The following is a 16,131-nucleotide window of genomic DNA, read 5'->3' on the forward strand; positions in this document are numbered from 1 at the left end:
AAGAAGGAACTAAAATAAAAAGGCGTTGAGGAGTCAACGCCCGTTGTTCAAGCAAGGCGCGTTCAACCTAATGTTTGAAGACAATGACGCCTGGTATAATGCCGACGGTGGCCGAATCTCCTATGAGACCGTTTTTATCGTAGGAATAAAGCATTCCGTTTTGCACATAGTCTTTTGCGTCCCCCAAATAGATCTTCTCGGTTACGTCGTCCACGGCGATGCAATAAGGAGATTTTGGAATAAAGACGGGAACAATTATCGACGCCGCTTTGGTGTCAAACTTTGCGATACCGTTCTGCGCGATGATAAAACCGTACCCGCGGCTCGAAACAGCCAATCCGCTCGGATGACCGTACGCCGACAGCGGAAGGGGGATCGTTGCAACGACGGAGTTTCTGCTCGGATCGATCACCGTAATGTTTCCCGGAGTATCGTTTGCGGAATTGGTATAGTCGACGTATCCGTAGCAGGCCACCACCAGATTTCCGTCCGCATCAACCGCAATGTTCGTCGGCTGCTTCGCAACGGTAATGGTCTGGACCACGGTATCGACCCCCGGATCGATCACGGAAATCGTGCTGTCGTCCCCGTACCCGGAATTACATACATAGACTTTGCCGTTCGCGATTGCGATCCCCTGAGGGTTTGAGCCTACTTTGATGCCGTCCTTGATGACCGTGTACGTCGTCGGGTTGAACGATGTGACAGATCCGGAATATAGATTTGTAATATATCCTTTACTGTCGCTCAGAATGGCCAGCTTGTACGGACTGTCGCTCCCGACATACATGGTGCCGAGAGATCTATTGTTCGCGAGCGAGATGACCTCTACCTTGTTGGAATTATTGACCACGATGAAACCCTTGTTTTCAAATATGACCATGTCGTTCCCGACATCGCCGAGCGGGCGACCGTTCGCGGCAAAAAAAACATCCGGGTACACTTTGTTGGAATCGGGGACATAGAATGAAAGCGACGAATTTGATTTCTGGAAATTTCCCTCATTGACGACATAGACTCCGGTTGTCGATACAGGGAGTTCTTCACCCGAAGAGACAGGACCATTCTTCGTGCACCCGAGCAGCGTTATTGAAACGACGAAAACGGCAATGAAATGGTTGAGCATGATTTCTCCTCTGTTGAAGATTTATAATGACAATTCGGATGTCAGCATGAAATTCCTGAGCGGCACTGGATATCCCGAAATGAACTGGTAGTCCTCGTTGAATGCATTATTCACTTCCCCCTTCAGCATCCAAACGGCTTTCCCGAGCCCGATGCGATACGACAAATTCGCTCCGACGGTCCCGAAGGATGGCAGTACGAATCGGGGATCATTATCCGCGGAGACATACCGAAAGCCTGTATACGAATACGTGACGGCCGCGGAAACATTCTGCACGTTCGTTCCGACAACAACCGTCGAGGTTTCCTGAGGCAGGTAGGGCAGATATTTATTTTGAGTCGCATCGCCCGGGAAATCAGCGCTCGTCTTCAGCGTCCGGACATAATTCCCAGTGTAGCGGATGCTGATAAGGTTATTCCATAATTGCGCACGGATCGTACACTCCGCCCCTGTTGAAGAAACGGACTGCAGATTGACCGGTGACCAGATGCCGTTCGGTCCAGGCTGCCAGACGATCTTGTCCGTCGCTTGAACCGAAAAATAATTCGCCTCCGCTTCGATATTCCCGAGGAGTTCCATCCGATACAGGAAACCGGCGTCAAAGCTGAGCGAGTGTTCAGGCTGAAGATTTGGATTTCCCCCTTGGGTCCAGTACAAATCGTTGAACGTCGGCGCGTTGAAGCTCTTGCCGTAGCTCGATCGAATTCTCAGCATCGGTTCGTCCAGCAGCCCGATGTTAACGCCGATTTTTGGGCTGACGTCCCCTTTCACGTCGCTGAACGAATCGTACCGCAGCGACGGATAAACGATCACATCGAGGGGAACAGGAAGGCGGTCTTCGGATGAAAGAAAGCCGCTCAATTGCGTGCGGGAAGAATTTTTTAATTCATCGCTCGAGATGAACGCAAATGCTGCATCGGCTCCTGCCAAAACTTTATCCGCATCCGACACGGCATACGTGCAGGTGGGAGAAGATGAAACAACCCGGTTGTGATAAAAATCTGTCGTAGGCGAATTGCCGATCAGCAAATTCGGGTCAGCGTATGTTTCATAGCTGTCATGGAAGGAAACTGGGAGCGAATACTGAATTCCGGAGGATGGCTGAAGTTCGATCGATGCGGTTGCGAACAGGTCTTTATCATCGATGCGGGCCAGGTTGTTTTGTACCGGACTCGTGACCGCGGAGGGCTGGCCCCGATCGGCATCGGAATATCTGATGCTGGTTGTAAACACTGCCGCAGGATTTAGCATTGCGCTTGAAGAAAGAGAGTAGTGTTTCAGCGAATAGTCCGCCCCTTCCCGCTCGAGCATCCGGTTTGTGCTTCCATCGTCAAAATAGAACCCAAAATCATTCCGGGCATTTTCCATACCCATCGACCCGCGCAGGGACAACTGCTCATCCCCCGCTCCGACGGAGATCTGATATCCGCTCATCCCGAATGAACCAACGCTGCCGGAAACGGCGGCATCAAGTTTTCCGCTCGGTTTCTTTGTGATGATATTGACCACGCCGCCGATCGCGTCGGAACCGTACAACGAAGAATTCCCCCCGCTGGCGATTTCAATCCGGTCGACATCCATTAAGGAAAATATGCCAAGGTCCACGGTGTTCATCTCGTAGGTTGTAAAACGCTGTCCATTAAGGAGGATCAGCGAGTAGTCAGAGCCCATTCCGCGGATGGAAATCGAGTGGAGTGCACCGTTCCCGCCGTAGCTTTCCAGGAATACCCCCGCGGACGCCGATACCACGTCCGCGACTGAAAAGCCGTTGCTTTGCGCCATTGAAACACTATCGACAACCTGCACCGATGATGGGAGGCGTTCAACCGGGACGGGCATCCTGTTTCCCGTGATAACGACTTCTTTTGCCACATACTGCCGCGTTGTATCCGTCCATTCTGAAAACAATGTCGAAGAGAGCGCGAGATCGACGCTCAGGGTGCACAGCATCACTAAAAGAAATTTCTTCATGCCCTGTACAATAGAAAACCTCAGCCCTTGACAAGCTGAGGTTTCACCAAACGATCCGTACGTCCGAAGACGGTGTCTGGCCACCATACCTCAACCCTCGAAGGCGATGACGAACAACGCTGGCAGGTCTCCTGGCTCTCCCGATGTTCGCCCTGCCTTCCCGGCTGATTCACTCAGTCAGTGGCGTTGGGAATAATCCTATTCGGGATTACAGTTGCGGGTCAGCTTCCGATTTGCTGCGCTCAGCCGACGAGCGAGCGAAACTCACGGAATTCCCTTTTCATGGCGCCGCGGGGCGCCACACCAGCATCTTTTGAAACGGACTCTATCGCATTGAAAATCTACGCGGATGCAGACTGCTCTGTCTCTTCCTTTTTCAGGAGAAGCAGTATTCCTTCATACGCACCGAACATCACGGCGACGAAGAACACATCGCCGCTCAGCGTGTTGCGGAAAAACGGTATAGCCGCAACATAACATTCCACCAACCCACTCCAGGTTGGCGCGTACATCGATCCGGAAGTCATCCACACGCCGAAATTCGTAACGACAAAAAATAGAATCGAGCCTGCGATTGTTCCGCCTGCGATGTACAAGGGGCGCTTATGATCTTTCAGCCATAGACCGAGCAGGACGATAAGAAAAAAGCTGCCGTACACCCAATACATGCCGCTGTAAAATCCGATGAAGTAGTCGCTGATCAACATCGCCGCGATCGGCACGATGAACGCGAATCTCCTGTCAAGGTATACGCCGCCGAACAGGGCGATGCCGGCAATGGCCGTAAAATTCGCCGGATGCGGCAGCAGCCGGGAAAACGCGGCGATAACGATCAACACTGCCGCCGCGCCGTACCGTACCAACAATTGTTTATTCCTCATGAATGATGCTCCTTTCATTAATGATGTATCGGATAACATTCTTTGCGTCCAATAAAAAACCCCGACCTTTGTAAGGGAATCGGGGTTGAATAAAAATAAACTCATTCGTACTCAAGCTGTGCATCAACCTTTTTCCTCGAAGGCTCCGCGGCGTGAGATTGGCAGGTCTCCTGGCTCTCCCGATTCTCATCCTGCCTTCCCGGCTGACTCAATCAGCCAGTGGCGTTCGGACCGTTCCTTTCGGGATCACAGTTGCGGGTCAGCTTCCGAATGATCGTTTCGTTGATAACGGAACAGATTCACGGAATTCCCTTTTCATGGCGCCGATGGCGCCACACCAACCTCAATTATTGCAAAGAACAAATTCCTCTCCTGAATATACAACCCGCTCAGCCCGTTGTCAAGAAAGATTTTTGAATTGCATTCGCCATGAAGACGCCAAGACACGCGACCTGGGAAGGATGATGCTCTCAAACTCTGTTTGGGAGCGAGAAACCGGGGATCGAGATCTTTGGGGGCCAGCCGACTTCCCCCGAGCCCATGAATCTCGTTCCCAACGTCCCGTTGGGAACGCATTGAAGGAGAACGTTTCGTAACTCAGTTTGGGAACGAAAGACGGTGAAGCTACGGGGATCGCAAAATCGGCCTCTTGCTGAATTGCTGGAAGTATTTTAAGCAGGTGTCTCTCCAAATTGCTGCGTCCACTTTCTGCTTTTCAAGCCTGGCCTTGACGTGCCGGAACATTTCCGGATCGATAGATTGCTGCAGATCGTTCCACGTTGCCAGCATTGAATCGACATACGCAGTTCCCGCATAATACTTATTGCAGAGTTCTTCCCAGAGAGTTCTGCCGGATTTCATTTTATGATTCCACCGGACATGATGAAACCAGAGCAAATATTTTTCAGGACAGGCCGCGGTATCGTCGAACATTTCTTTCAACGGAGAGAAATACTGTCCCGCCGCGTTGCTGCCGGTGGATGACCGGTCGAAGCCGATCCCAATGCTGTCAGCCCGGTGATAGTAGACCGGCGTCCAGTCGAGCCGTCTTTTGTCGTACGACGGTTCCGGTCCATAATGAAAATCAGTCTGCATGATATGATGCAGACCAAGAGGCTCCATATAATCGACGCACGCTTCACGCGATCCCATCATCATCGAACGGACGGAGGCGACGACGTTGGAATCGTTGCTCAGCGTCATCCGGATCCATTCGTTCGCGATCTGTTCCGCTGAGAGATCATGATCCCATGCAAGCCGTCCGAACGCGTACCAGTTTGCCTGAGCGAAAAGATGGCCGCACCAATTCCGGTCGTCCCCGATATTTGCCACTCCTGCCATGCCGGTCATTTGATAATGCTGCAGGGTGCCGTCAACGATCGAAGCCAGCGTAGAACCGGGGCCTTTTGCATAGAGGTCAAACTGAAGGTACTCTTTCCACATCGGCGCGAGATAGACCAGATGCGTCGAGTGGCCGAGATATTCCTGTGTGATCTGCAGTTCGAGCATGAGCGGCGTCCTGGGCATTGCTCCGAAAAGCGCCTGTACCGGCTCCCGCGGCTGGAAGTCGAGCGGGCCGTTCTTTGCCTGGACGAAAACATTCGGCAAAAATTTTCCGTCGAACGGAACAAACTCCTTGTACGCCCGTTTCACCCTGTCCGCATCGACATCTGCGTTATAGACGAAGGCGCGCCACATCACGATGCCGCCGTACGGCTGCAGCGCCTCCGCGAGCATGTTGGCGCCGTCGACGTGCGTCCTCCCAAAGTCCTGCGGACCGGGCATTCCCTCCGAATTTGCCTTTACCAAAAATCCGCCGAAGTCGGGAATGATGGAATAGATCTCCTTCACCTTATTTTTCCACCACAATCTGACTTCGGGGTCGAGAGGATCGGCGGTCTTCAGCTTTCCTATCCCCCCTGCCCGGTTTCCTTCCAGTTCAAATTTCCCGGCCATCGGGGAAGCAAAATTCACCGAGAGAAATACGCGGATGCCGTATGGGCGAAAAAGATCAGCGAGCGCCTTTATTTTCAGGAGATGGTCTTCGTCGATGATCCTCGGGTCGGCATTGACATTGTTCAGGACGGTGCCGTTAATGCCGATGGATGATGCCGCCCGCGCATAGTCACGATACCGCGGGTCGAGAGTGTTCGGCAATTCGTCCCATTTCCAAAGCGATTTGCCGGCATATCCCCTTTCGATCGAACCGTCGAGATTATCCCAATGATCGAGAAGGCGATATTCCGTTCTTGGCCTGGATGTAATGTCGAGTGAATCGAGCGGCTGCAAGGTCTGGATAAGTCGGAGAAGATGGAATGCTCCGTACAACAAACCGATATTCTCATTGGCTGCAAGAACAATGACTCTGTTCCCCTCAGTTACCGCCGTCTTCAGCACAAATCCTTCTTTTCCAAGCGATCCAATGCTCTTTGCATCGCACAACATTTTGACTATGGAGGATCTCTTAGGCGTACCGACAACAAGGACGTTTTGTCCGTGCAATGACGAGATAAAAGGGATTTTTCTCCCCAACAAGCCGCCTAATCCATTTTCTAACTCTTCTCTTACGATCCGACAGGTTTCAGATGTATCCGTCAAGAGGATGGAAGATATGTGCCTCTGATATTCGACCAACCGTTTTTCATCAACGACCTTTTTATACTTCATCCACAATTCATATCCATCGTCTGCCATAGATTGTGCAATAAAAACGGCTGAGAGGATCAGGAGGTAAAAAATATGTCCGAGTAATCTTGGCTGTTTCATGAAGAGCATCTCCCCTCTGGAGTGTCATCCTTTTGATAGCAATTTTGCAGCGCGTGATATTTCCTCAGAATCAAAAAATCCGAAAAGGTAGAGGATCACCGGCCAGAAGAAGATCAATCCAGTGCGGAGCGGCAGGGAGCCATAACCGCTGCGGATGGAGAAAATTTCCGCAAGATACACAACCGCCACCGACGCAGCCAGCTTGAATATTCTTCCATACTCATACTCAATCCTGTAAAACTTCTGGACGATAAAGTACATGACGATGGCCGAAAGAGCATACGCGATCAACGTGGCATACGCCGCCCCCATTATGCCATACACGGGGATGAGGAAGAAGTTGGCGACGATGTTTGAAACCGCGGCGAGGATCGACACCGGCAGGAGATACGCTGTTTTCTTCTCGATGAAAATCCCGGCGTTGAGGTGAATCGACACACCCCCGAAAATATACGCCAACAAGACAACCGGTACGACGCTCAGTCCGCTCCAGTAATCGGGATGGATGATATGCCGTCCGAACAATCTGATCTGGACAAGGTCCGGAATGAAGAACGAGATCGCCAAGAATATTGCGCTCATGCCAAGCAGGAAATAGGTGAGCACCCTAGCAAAGAGGACTTTTGCATCTTTATCATTGGCGTGCGAAAGGAAGAACGGTTTCCACGCGTAATCGAACATCGACGTGACGAGGTTCATGAAGATGCCAAGCCGGTAATTCGCCTGGTAGATGCCGACATTGCTGTCGTTGGTGAACGCTTTGAGCATCGGGCGGTCGATCACCTGAAGGACCATCCCCGACAGTCCGACCGGTACATACGGCAGGCCGAATTTGAGCATATCGGAATATAACGTCCGCGAGAACTTCCATGACGAGCTTTGCATAATGTGCGGAACCATCAGGACAAACGTCAGCACCGACGACGCGAATCCGCTGATGAAGATCCCCTCCACCCCCCACTTCAACCACAGGAGCGAAATAACATTGAAGGCGACGTTGGAAGCAATATTGACGATCTTCAACGAGGCAAAAAACTTCGGGCGTCGGGCGAGGCGAAGCGACGCGAACGGAACGATCACGAGCGCGTCGAAAAAGAGAATACCGGCGCTGAAATAGAGGATCCGATAGAGACTTTCGCTGATCAAAAACACATGGGTCAACGGAACGGCGAACGCGAGGATCAATCCAGAGAAAAGCAGGGACGTGACGGCGATGGAGATGAACGGCGTGCTGAATCGTTCTTTTGCCTCGCCGTCTTCGAGCGCGGAGGCATAGCGGAAATAGGCCGACTCCATTCCGTAGTTATAGATGACGTTCAAAAAGGCAAGATACGAATAAACGTTCGCGACGATCCCGTACTGCGAGGTCGTCAAAACGTTCGTGTAAAAGGGGACGAGAAGGAACGTAAGGAAGCGGCCGACGATCGTGCTGATGCCGTAGATGGCCGTATCCGCACCGAGGCGCTTGATTTGGGAAAACATGGGTTACGAGACCAGTTCGAGGGAAATATCGAGCGCTTTTGGGGAATGCGTTAATGCGCCGACGGAAATAAAATCGACACCGGTTTCGGCGATGGCTTTCACCGTTTGAAGCGTGACACCGCCGGAGGCTTCGACCTCGACCACGTGGCCGATCAACTGCACGGCTTTTGCCATCGGTTCAAGTTCAAAATTATCCAGCAAGATCCTGTCGAGACCCCCGGTGGCCAACGCTTCCTCGATCTGCCCGAGCGAAGTCACTTCCAGCACGATTTTCACGTCGAGATTGTGTTCGGCAAGGTAGTAGTTGCATTTCGTCAATGCGCCGGCGACGCTCCCCGCAGCGGCGATATGGTTGTCTTTGATCAACACCATCTGATCAAGGCCGAAACGGTGATTAACGCCGCCGCCGTCTCGGACGGCTTTTTTATCGAGCATGCGGAGGCCCGGGGCCGTCTTGCGCGTGTCGGTGATCTTCGCCTGAGTTCCGGCGACCGCATGAACAAATTTATGCGTGAGAGTCGCTATGCCCGACATGCGCTGTAAAAAATTCAGAGCGACGCGTTCTCCTAAAAGTATCCCTCGAACCGTGCCGTAGATCTCGCCGATCTGATCTCCCGCTGAAATAACATCACCATCTTTTGCGTGCATCGTAGCGGACGTTCCCCCTTCCGCATACTGAAAGACGAGACCGACAAGTTCCGTCCCCGAGAGAACGCCGTTTTCCTTCACCTGGAGAATTGCCCGGCCGAATTGATCCTCGGGAATGAGGGACTCGCTGGTCACGTCGCCGAACCCGATGTCTTCCTGAAGGGCCTGTTCGATCAGCCTCCCGATCTTACTGTCGTTGAGGAGGTCAGCGGGCATCGTCGTTCACCAGCATGATCGGAATATCGTCTTTGACTTCGTAGATCCGGCCGCACTTTTTACACGTCAGCGTATTTGCCGCCGGCTTGTAGTCGAGTCCCCCTTTGCATTTCGGGCAGCAAAGGATCTCAAGCAATTCCTGTTTTACCATTGGGGACTCCTTTCTGCTTGTTTCGTTTAAACGCTTCTTCGAGAACTTCCACGAATTTCATCGGTGCGCGCGTCGGTTTTCCGGTCTGAGCATTGATAAAGCTGTGCACGGTAAACCCTTCGGCGATCGGCTCCTTCTCTCCTTCTCTGATTACCCGGTATTCGATCCTTACCCGCGCGATGGGAATTTCGTTGAGAGAAGTTTCGATATGAAGGAGGTCGTCGTACCGGGCGGAGCGTTTGTATTTTGCGCCGGCTTCGATAACGGGGAGATAAATGCCGATGCCTTCGATTTCGGGGTACGGCATTCCGATGTCCCGGAGCAGGTCGGACCTCCCCTGTTCAAAGTACTCGAAGAATTTTCCGTAGTAGACGAATTTCATTTGGTCCGTGTCGGCGTACCGGACACGAACGTCGGTGGTAAAGGTGATCGGCATTTTACTCGTTCCAGGCTCCCATCGCGCTGAACTTCTCTATCCTCTTCTCGATGAGCTTTTCAGTCTTCATTTTTTTCAGCGGACGCAATTCCTCGACGAGCGTATCCTTCAATATCTGCGCTGTCTGCTGCGGATTGCGGTGCGCTCCTCCCGGAGGCTCGGGAACGATCTTATCGATGATCTTCTGCTCATAAAGATCGCGGGCTGTGAGACGGAGCGCTTCGGCCGCCTGCTCTTTATATTCCCAGCTTCTCCAGAGGATGCTAGAGCACGATTCCGGTGCGATGACAGAATACCAGGTATTCTCAAGCATCAGGATCCTGTCGCCGACGCCAATTCCAAGCGCCCCTCCCGAAGCCCCTTCGCCGATCACCACGACGATGATCGGGACGGGAAGGTGCGACATCTCAAAAAGATTGCGCGCGATCGCTTCAGCCTGGCCGCGCTCTTCGGCTTCGATGCCCGGATACGCTCCCGGCGTGTCGAGCAGCGTGATGACGGGCTTGCCGAATTTCGCCGCGAGCTTCATCAAGCGAAGCGCTTTGCGGTAGCCTTCCGGCTGCGGCATGCCGAAATTTCTGAACAGGTTCGACTTTGTGTCCCGCCCCTTTTGGTGGCCGATGATCATGACGGTGTCGTCCTCGAGCTTGCAAAAGCCGCCGACGATCGATTTGTCGTCGCCGAAGAGCCGGTCTCCATGCAGCTCGATAAACCCCGTGGTCATCATGCCGATATAATCGAGCGTATACGGCCGCTCGGGATGGCGCGCGAGCTGAACTCTTTGCCACCGCGTGAGGTTCGAAAAAACGTTTTCGCGAAGCTGGCTCACTTTTTTCTCCAGGGTTGTGATTTCGTCTGCGATGTCGAGGTTGTCGGACAGCTTCCTCATTTCGTCAATCTTCTGCTCAAGCTCCACAATCGGTTTTTCAAAATCCAACACAGCTTTTCCCATGCACGCTCCGGTATGATTAGACACTATGCCGGAAAGAGTTCACCACTGCTTTCACGATGATCTCAAAATCCAGCATCAACGATTGGTTCTTTGCATAATACAATTCGTACTGCTCCTGCTCTTCGGCGGTCATGGACCGGTCCGCGTGAATCTGCACGATGCCGGTCACACCCGGCTTCCCGAGGTAAATTCCGTTGTGAGCGGACGGTGCGCGGGAAGGAGCGCCGCCGGCTGGACGCCCGATGATGGACATCGAACCGCGGAGCACTTTCGGCATCGCCAACATTGCTGATGAAAACGCGGACGGCTGAGAGCGAAACAGGAGACGGCCTAAAGATACAAAAGGAGCGCATAAAATCAAAAGGAAAAGCGCGGCAACAATATCGACCGCGCGCTTCGTGAACCGGTGCATCGGCTTGTCGATATTGTATTGAAGCTCGATGAACGGTATTTCGTCCAGCTGGTCGATGCGGGACTTGCCGATGATGACCTCAAGGGAATTCGGCACAAGCTTAAATTCGACCATCCGGTTCCTGCTCTTGCTGATCACCGAGAGAATGGTCGAGTACGGGATCGCATCCGCCGAAAAGATCACGTCGTCGATCCTGTGATCGTTGATCACCTTCCCGATCGTGTCGACGCTGCCGAGGATCTCGACGTCGAGGATCTTCTGGTTGAGCCGTTGCCGGTTCACGTCGATAAAGCCGACGACGTCGTAGCCGTCTCCCGGTCTGCTGCGCAATTTCTTTAAGACCTCCTGCCCTGTTGGACCCGCTCCGACAATGAGGGTCCTTCTGCCGAAGAGCGTTTTCCGCGAAAAAGAACTTCCTGTTCCCGTCAACCTGATCGCGAGGCGCCATCCCGGGATCAAGAAAACGCTCAGCGCTCCCGATACCACCATCACCATTCGGCTGAATGCAAAATCTTTGACGAATGCCGTGAGCGCCGAGATGATCACAAACGCAAAGAAGACCGCGCTGAACGAGTGCGAGAGCGAGAGCTTCCTGATGGTATAGGCCCCGGCGGCGTACAATGAAACGACAACGACGGAGGCCGGAACGATAAGGGCCCACGGATAGGCATAGGCAGGGAAGGAGAAAAATGTTCCGGAACGGATGTCGGCAGCGACGAGGATCGTCCCAAGCACCACGCAAAAATCGAAAATAGAAACAAGGAATGGTTTGCCGTACCGCACCACCGCCGCGAGAAACCGGCGGGCGTCGATGCCCATCTCAATGACCGATTCGAACAGAACCGATCCCCGATGATGCTTGCGTACGAAAAGCCTCATCGCCTTGTAAAAAATGCTCAACTCGTCGATGTCGCTGCGGCGCGTGCTCTCCCCTTTGTAATGGATAATTTTCGTCTCGGCGACATAGAACACTTTCCAGCCGGCCTGCTGAACGCGGTAGCACCAGTCAAGATCCTCGCCGTACATGAAAAAGCTCTCGTCGAGGCCGCCGATCTGTTCGTACGCGGTGCGGCGGATCATCATGCAGGAACCGCTGATGGCGTCGACCTCGGTACTTTCGTCGGGACTCAGGTAGGTCAGATTATACTTTCCAAAGATCTTAGATCCGCTGAAGATCGAACTTAACCCGGAAACTTTTGTAAACGCGACCCAGGGCGACGGAAAACTCCTCCGGCAGGCGAGCTGCAGCGATCCGTCGGGGTTCAGGATCTTGCAGCCGGCCATACCGACATCTTCATTCGCTTCAAAAAAATCTATCAGCGTGCGAAAGGTGTCTTCCTGGACGATCGTATCGGGGTTCAAGAGAAGGAGATATTTCCCCGAAGCCAGAGCGAGAGCTTGATTGTTCGCTTTGGCAAAGCCGACGTTCGTCGTGTTCGCGATCAAACGAACGTGCGGAAACGATTGACGGACAAGGTCGCAGCTGCCGTCGTCGGATGCGTTATCGACGACGAACACTTCTCCCTTCAGTCCTTCCAGCGCTTTGCTCACAGAAACGAGCGCGTTGTTCAGAAAGTCGCGAACGTTATAGTTGACGATAATAATTGAGACATCCATGGCGAGAGGTTACAACAGATTGAACATGCTGCGGAGCTTGAGCTTCCACACCATAAACGCGGCTTCGTAGACGATGTTCTTCGACATCTTTGAAACGCCCCGGTCGCGGTCGACGAAAATGATCGGGATTTCGCAGAGGCGAAAACCCTTCCTCCATGCCTTGTAGTTCATTTCGATCTGGAAGGCATAGCCGTTCGACCGGATTTCGTCGAGATTGATGTTCTCGAGCACCGTGCGCCTGTAGCATTTGAAACCGGCGGTGGCATCCTTCACCGGCAGTCCCGTGATCACCCGCGTGTACAAATTGGCAAAATAGCTGAGCAGCAGCCGCCGGAACGGCCAGTAGACCACGCTCACGCCGCGAATGTAGCGGGAGCCGATGACCAGGTCGTATTCCTGGATCTTCACGAGAAAATTAAGGAGCTCTTTGGGATTGTGCGAGAAATCGGCATCCATCTCGAAGACATAATCGTACTGATGCTCGATCGCGAACTTGAACCCGGCCACGTAGGCGGTCCCGAGCCCCATCTTCCGCGGACGTTCGATGAGATGCACGCGCGGATTTTTTTGCTGGAACTCTTTAACGATCGCGGCCGTACCGTCGGGGGAATTGTCGTCGATGATCAGAATCTCGATATCCGTGGACTGGTGAAGCACCTGCGGGATGAGGTTCGGAAGGTTGACGGCTTCGTTGTACGTCGGCGTTATGACAAGCGCTTTAGGCATTCGCGAGGGTTCAGAGTTAATGGCCTTTCCCCATCAGCATAACATAGAATGTATATAAAATTATCTTAATGTCCATCCGGAACGACATATTCTCGATGTAGAAAAGGTCGTACCGTACTTTTGATTTCACGTCGTCGATCGTCCTATCATACCCCTGTTTGATCTGCGCCCAGCCGGTGATGCCGGGACGGACCTTCAGCCGGCGGTGGTACAACGGAATTTCCTTGGAGAGTTTATCAACGAAGTACGGCCGTTCGGGCCGGGGCCCCACGAGACTCATGTCGCCGTCCAGGACGTTGATGAACTGCGGGATTTCATCGAGGCGGGAATTCCTCAGGAATCTCCCTACCTTGGTCACGCGGTCATCGTGCTTTGGCGCCCAGACCGGTCCAGTCTCTTTCTCCGCATCAGCCCGCATCGAACGGAATTTATGCATCTTAAAGATCTTTCCGTCCTTCCCGACGCGTTCCTGGCTGTAGACGACGGGCCCGGGCGTATCCAATTTGATCGCAATTGAAATGAGCACCCACAACGGCGAAGAGAACACGAGCACGAACAGGGCGGCGAAAATATCCGTCAGCCGTTTCATGCTCTGCTCCCACGGCTGCATGATCTCCGGAGAGATTTCGATGAGCGGGAAGCCGTAAAGCTGGTTGGTCCTCGCCTGTCCGCTGATGATGTCGTACATGTCGGGGAGGATCTTCATGCTAATGTCGTGTCCGTTGCACCGGGAGATGACGTCCAGCAGTTTACCGTGATCGGCAGACTCGAGAGCAAAGAGAATGTCCCTGACGGCAAACCGTTGAATGAGCGAAGGGAGTTCATCGCTCGTTCCGAGGCAATGAATACCTCCGTACTCCCCGGCGCGGTTGCGTTTATCAAGGCGAACAAAACCGACGACGCGGTATCCGAGCGCCGGGTGCTGCAGGACAAGGTCGTAGAGAGATTTCCCTTTTTCATTCCATCCAACGATGAGCGTATTGCGAAGGCCGATACCGGCGGCCAGAAGCCTCCTGCGCATGCTCAGGAAGATCATCCTGCCAAGCCCCACAAAGACGATCATCAAACCCCAGTAGACCAAAATCACCGAGCGAAAGACAACACGCGCTCCGATGCTTGTATCGTCTATCAGAAAGACGAAGACAAGAAGGAAACAGCCGAAGGAAATCGCCTTGACGACCGAAATAAATTCATCCAGCCGCGATTTGGCCCGCCAGGGGCGATAGAGTCCGAAAAAGAAGAAAACCACGAACCAAAAAATGCCGATCGCAATCATCGGCAGCCAGAAATCCGGCACGACGGCAACCCTGAAAATTCCGCTGTTGACGCGCAAGCTGTAAAAAACCGAGAATGCGAGAGCGAAAGAAACAAGGTCGAACGCAACGTGCGCAAATCTCCCCAAGATCCTTCTGGTAGTGCCGGTAATCATTGCGTCTGCCATCAAATGGTAGCGAACCACAGTATGCTGTTCAGCGCGGCGTCGATTGCCAGATTGTCGATTGCCTGCCCTGCGCGAACCGAACGAAGCCGATCAGAAGAGCTGCATTTGAGAGAATAAAAAAATAGATCCCCGAAAAAATCGAGATCCTGATCTTAACAAGTGAAAAAAGATATCCGATAAGCCCTATTCCATAGAAGATCAACTGGGCATCGAGCATAACCGAATAAAATTCCGATTCCGATCTCAGAGCGATGTTCGTTGCCATCAGACCGACGAGAATAAAGGGAAAAAACCATCGGATGATTTTGTGGGACCAAAACGCGAACGATAAAAGTACATTTCTGTTGAAGAACAGGCCCTTGACGTAGGCAAGGGTCTGGTAGTTTGTTGCTGCGAACCTGATCTTCCTCCTGAATTCCGAAAAGAGCTCTTCGGGGAGGTCCTCGGACGCGATCGCATGTTCTTCATAAATGAATTTTCGACCCTTCATCAGCACGGACAGCGTGATGTAGAGATCGTCGGTGACGGCTGCCGGAGGAAAAGACTGAAACAGCGACTTCCGCACCGCAAAAATACCGCCGTTCGCCCCTATCAGGATTCCGCATTTCCCTTCAGACTTCTTTATGAACGTTTCGTATTCCCAGTATTTCTTCTCTTCAATGCTTTTGAACCGATGCTGGTTGGTCTCGCGCAGGATCAAACGCCCGCAGACTCCTCCAACGTCTTGATCTGCAAACCCCTGCACAAGCCTCTTGACGGCAGATCGTTCAAATTCGGAATTCGCATCGGTAAAGACCAGAAGCTCGTAACGGGCTGAGTTCATGAGGTCGCTCAGCACGGCGGCCTTGCCGCGGCGCTGGTCAAAGAAGAACACGTTCAGCCACGAATACTTTTTCTTCAGTTGAAGGAGGATCTCATTCGTTCCGTCCGATGATTGATCGGAGCCGATCAGCAATTCGAGCTTCGTAAAATCGTAGTCCAGTGCGGCAATGTTTTCGATGCGATCAGCGATCACCTTTTCTTCATTGAAGGCTGAAATCAAGATCGACACCGGCGGAACATTCTGGATGTCGGCGACCGGCGGCCGAAATGAAGCGATGGCTTTCATGATGACCGGATAAAATACATACGTGTGAAATGCAAGGAACAGGAGTGCGATGAAAAGAATACTGAAGAGAGAATCAACAAACATTTATGCGGCGCAATTATGACACGATCATCAAAATTCGAATCGTCAAGCGTAATCAATCCCCACTATCTTTTCGCAGCATCATACCATCACGAAACGACGGGCGGCCCAGTGCCT

13 protein-coding genes and 2 riboswitches are annotated in these 16,131 nt (G+C 52.6%); all 13 genes read right to left on the bottom strand.

Annotation, left to right across the window (positions count from 1 at the left end; all coding sequences use genetic code 11):
• Positions 1-67: 67 nt before the first annotated feature.
• The gene (locus tag VMF88_06380; GenBank protein HTY10681.1) at positions 68-1,126 is read right to left on the bottom strand and encodes a YncE family protein; all 1,059 of its coding nucleotides are present in this window, start codon (positions 1,124-1,126) and stop codon (positions 68-70) included.
• Between the two features lie 21 nt (positions 1,127-1,147).
• Positions 1,148-3,097, bottom strand: coding sequence for a TonB-dependent receptor (locus VMF88_06385; protein ID HTY10682.1), 1,950 nt, complete (start codon positions 3,095-3,097; stop codon positions 1,148-1,150).
• A gap of 103 nt (positions 3,098-3,200) precedes the next feature.
• Positions 3,201-3,420, bottom strand: a riboswitch (cobalamin riboswitch).
• Positions 3,421-3,438: 18 nt separating this feature from the next.
• A complete protein-coding gene (locus tag VMF88_06390; protein HTY10683.1) occupies positions 3,439-3,978 on the bottom strand; it encodes a DUF6580 family putative transport protein in 540 nt (179 codons plus the stop codon).
• Positions 3,979-4,120: 142 nt separating this feature from the next.
• Positions 4,121-4,335, bottom strand: a riboswitch (cobalamin riboswitch).
• 267 nt (positions 4,336-4,602) lie between these two features.
• Entirely contained in the window at positions 4,603-6,744 is a 2,142-nt protein-coding gene (locus VMF88_06395; GenBank protein ID HTY10684.1) for an alpha-glucuronidase family glycosyl hydrolase, read from the bottom strand.
• A gap of 24 nt (positions 6,745-6,768) precedes the next feature.
• Complete coding sequence (locus VMF88_06400; protein ID HTY10685.1) at positions 6,769-8,226, bottom strand: oligosaccharide flippase family protein; 1,458 nt, start codon at positions 8,224-8,226, stop codon at positions 6,769-6,771.
• Positions 8,227-8,229: 3 nt separating this feature from the next.
• On the bottom strand, positions 8,230-9,090 hold the full coding sequence (gene nadC / locus VMF88_06405) for a carboxylating nicotinate-nucleotide diphosphorylase (protein ID HTY10686.1): 861 nt from the start codon (positions 9,088-9,090) through the stop codon (positions 8,230-8,232).
• Positions 9,080-9,241, bottom strand: coding sequence for a Trm112 family protein (locus VMF88_06410; protein HTY10687.1), 162 nt, complete (start codon positions 9,239-9,241; stop codon positions 9,080-9,082). Before VMF88_06410 ends, nadC begins: the two co-directional genes overlap by 11 nt.
• Positions 9,219-9,677: a thioesterase family protein gene (locus VMF88_06415; GenBank protein HTY10688.1), complete on the bottom strand. Its 459-nt coding sequence runs from the start codon at positions 9,675-9,677 to the stop codon at positions 9,219-9,221. Before VMF88_06415 ends, VMF88_06410 begins: the two co-directional genes overlap by 23 nt.
• 1 nt (position 9,678) lies before the next feature.
• On the bottom strand, positions 9,679-10,629 hold the full coding sequence (locus VMF88_06420) for an acetyl-CoA carboxylase carboxyltransferase subunit alpha (protein HTY10689.1): 951 nt from the start codon (positions 10,627-10,629) through the stop codon (positions 9,679-9,681).
• Between the two features lie 16 nt (positions 10,630-10,645).
• Positions 10,646-12,658 (bottom strand): glycosyltransferase, encoded by a 2,013-nt coding sequence (locus tag VMF88_06425; protein ID HTY10690.1) that lies wholly within the window; start codon positions 12,656-12,658, stop codon positions 10,646-10,648.
• Between the two features lie 9 nt (positions 12,659-12,667).
• On the bottom strand, positions 12,668-13,384 hold the full coding sequence (locus VMF88_06430) for a polyprenol monophosphomannose synthase (GenBank protein HTY10691.1): 717 nt from the start codon (positions 13,382-13,384) through the stop codon (positions 12,668-12,670).
• A gap of 16 nt (positions 13,385-13,400) precedes the next feature.
• The gene (locus VMF88_06435) at positions 13,401-14,825 is read right to left on the bottom strand and encodes a sugar transferase (GenBank protein ID HTY10692.1); all 1,425 of its coding nucleotides are present in this window, start codon (positions 14,823-14,825) and stop codon (positions 13,401-13,403) included.
• A gap of 28 nt (positions 14,826-14,853) precedes the next feature.
• A complete protein-coding gene (locus VMF88_06440) occupies positions 14,854-16,017 on the bottom strand; it encodes a glycosyltransferase family 2 protein (protein HTY10693.1) in 1,164 nt (387 codons plus the stop codon).
• Positions 16,018-16,131 lie beyond the last annotated feature (114 nt).

The sequence above is a fragment of the Bacteroidota bacterium genome (assembly GCA_035506275.1).
Classification (GTDB): Bacteria; Bacteroidota; Ignavibacteria; order UBA10030; family UBA8401; genus JAGVPT01.

Bases quoted from the DNA above. Each gene is read 5' to 3' on its own strand.
- VMF88_06380 (HTY10681.1), bottom strand. From the start codon at position 1,126: ATGCTCAACCATTTCATTGCCGTTTTCGTCGTTTCAATAACGCTGCTC.
- VMF88_06385 (HTY10682.1), bottom strand. From the start codon at position 3,097: ATGAAGAAATTTCTTTTAGTGATGCTGTGCACCCTGAGCGTCGATCTC.
- VMF88_06390 (HTY10683.1), bottom strand. From the start codon at position 3,978: ATGAGGAATAAACAATTGTTGGTACGGTACGGCGCGGCGGCAGTGTTG.
- VMF88_06395 (HTY10684.1), bottom strand. From the start codon at position 6,744: ATGAAACAGCCAAGATTACTCGGACATATTTTTTACCTCCTGATCCTC.
- VMF88_06400 (HTY10685.1), bottom strand. From the start codon at position 8,226: ATGTTTTCCCAAATCAAGCGCCTCGGTGCGGATACGGCCATCTACGGC.
- nadC (HTY10686.1), bottom strand. From the start codon at position 9,090: ATGCCCGCTGACCTCCTCAACGACAGTAAGATCGGGAGGCTGATCGAA.
- VMF88_06410 (HTY10687.1), bottom strand. From the start codon at position 9,241: ATGGTAAAACAGGAATTGCTTGAGATCCTTTGCTGCCCGAAATGCAAA.
- VMF88_06415 (HTY10688.1), bottom strand. From the start codon at position 9,677: ATGCCGATCACCTTTACCACCGACGTTCGTGTCCGGTACGCCGACACG.
- VMF88_06420 (HTY10689.1), bottom strand. From the start codon at position 10,629: ATGGGAAAAGCTGTGTTGGATTTTGAAAAACCGATTGTGGAGCTTGAG.
- VMF88_06425 (HTY10690.1), bottom strand. From the start codon at position 12,658: ATGGATGTCTCAATTATTATCGTCAACTATAACGTTCGCGACTTTCTG.
- VMF88_06430 (HTY10691.1), bottom strand. From the start codon at position 13,384: ATGCCTAAAGCGCTTGTCATAACGCCGACGTACAACGAAGCCGTCAAC.
- VMF88_06435 (HTY10692.1), bottom strand. From the start codon at position 14,825: ATGGCAGACGCAATGATTACCGGCACTACCAGAAGGATCTTGGGGAGA.
- VMF88_06440 (HTY10693.1), bottom strand. From the start codon at position 16,017: ATGTTTGTTGATTCTCTCTTCAGTATTCTTTTCATCGCACTCCTGTTC.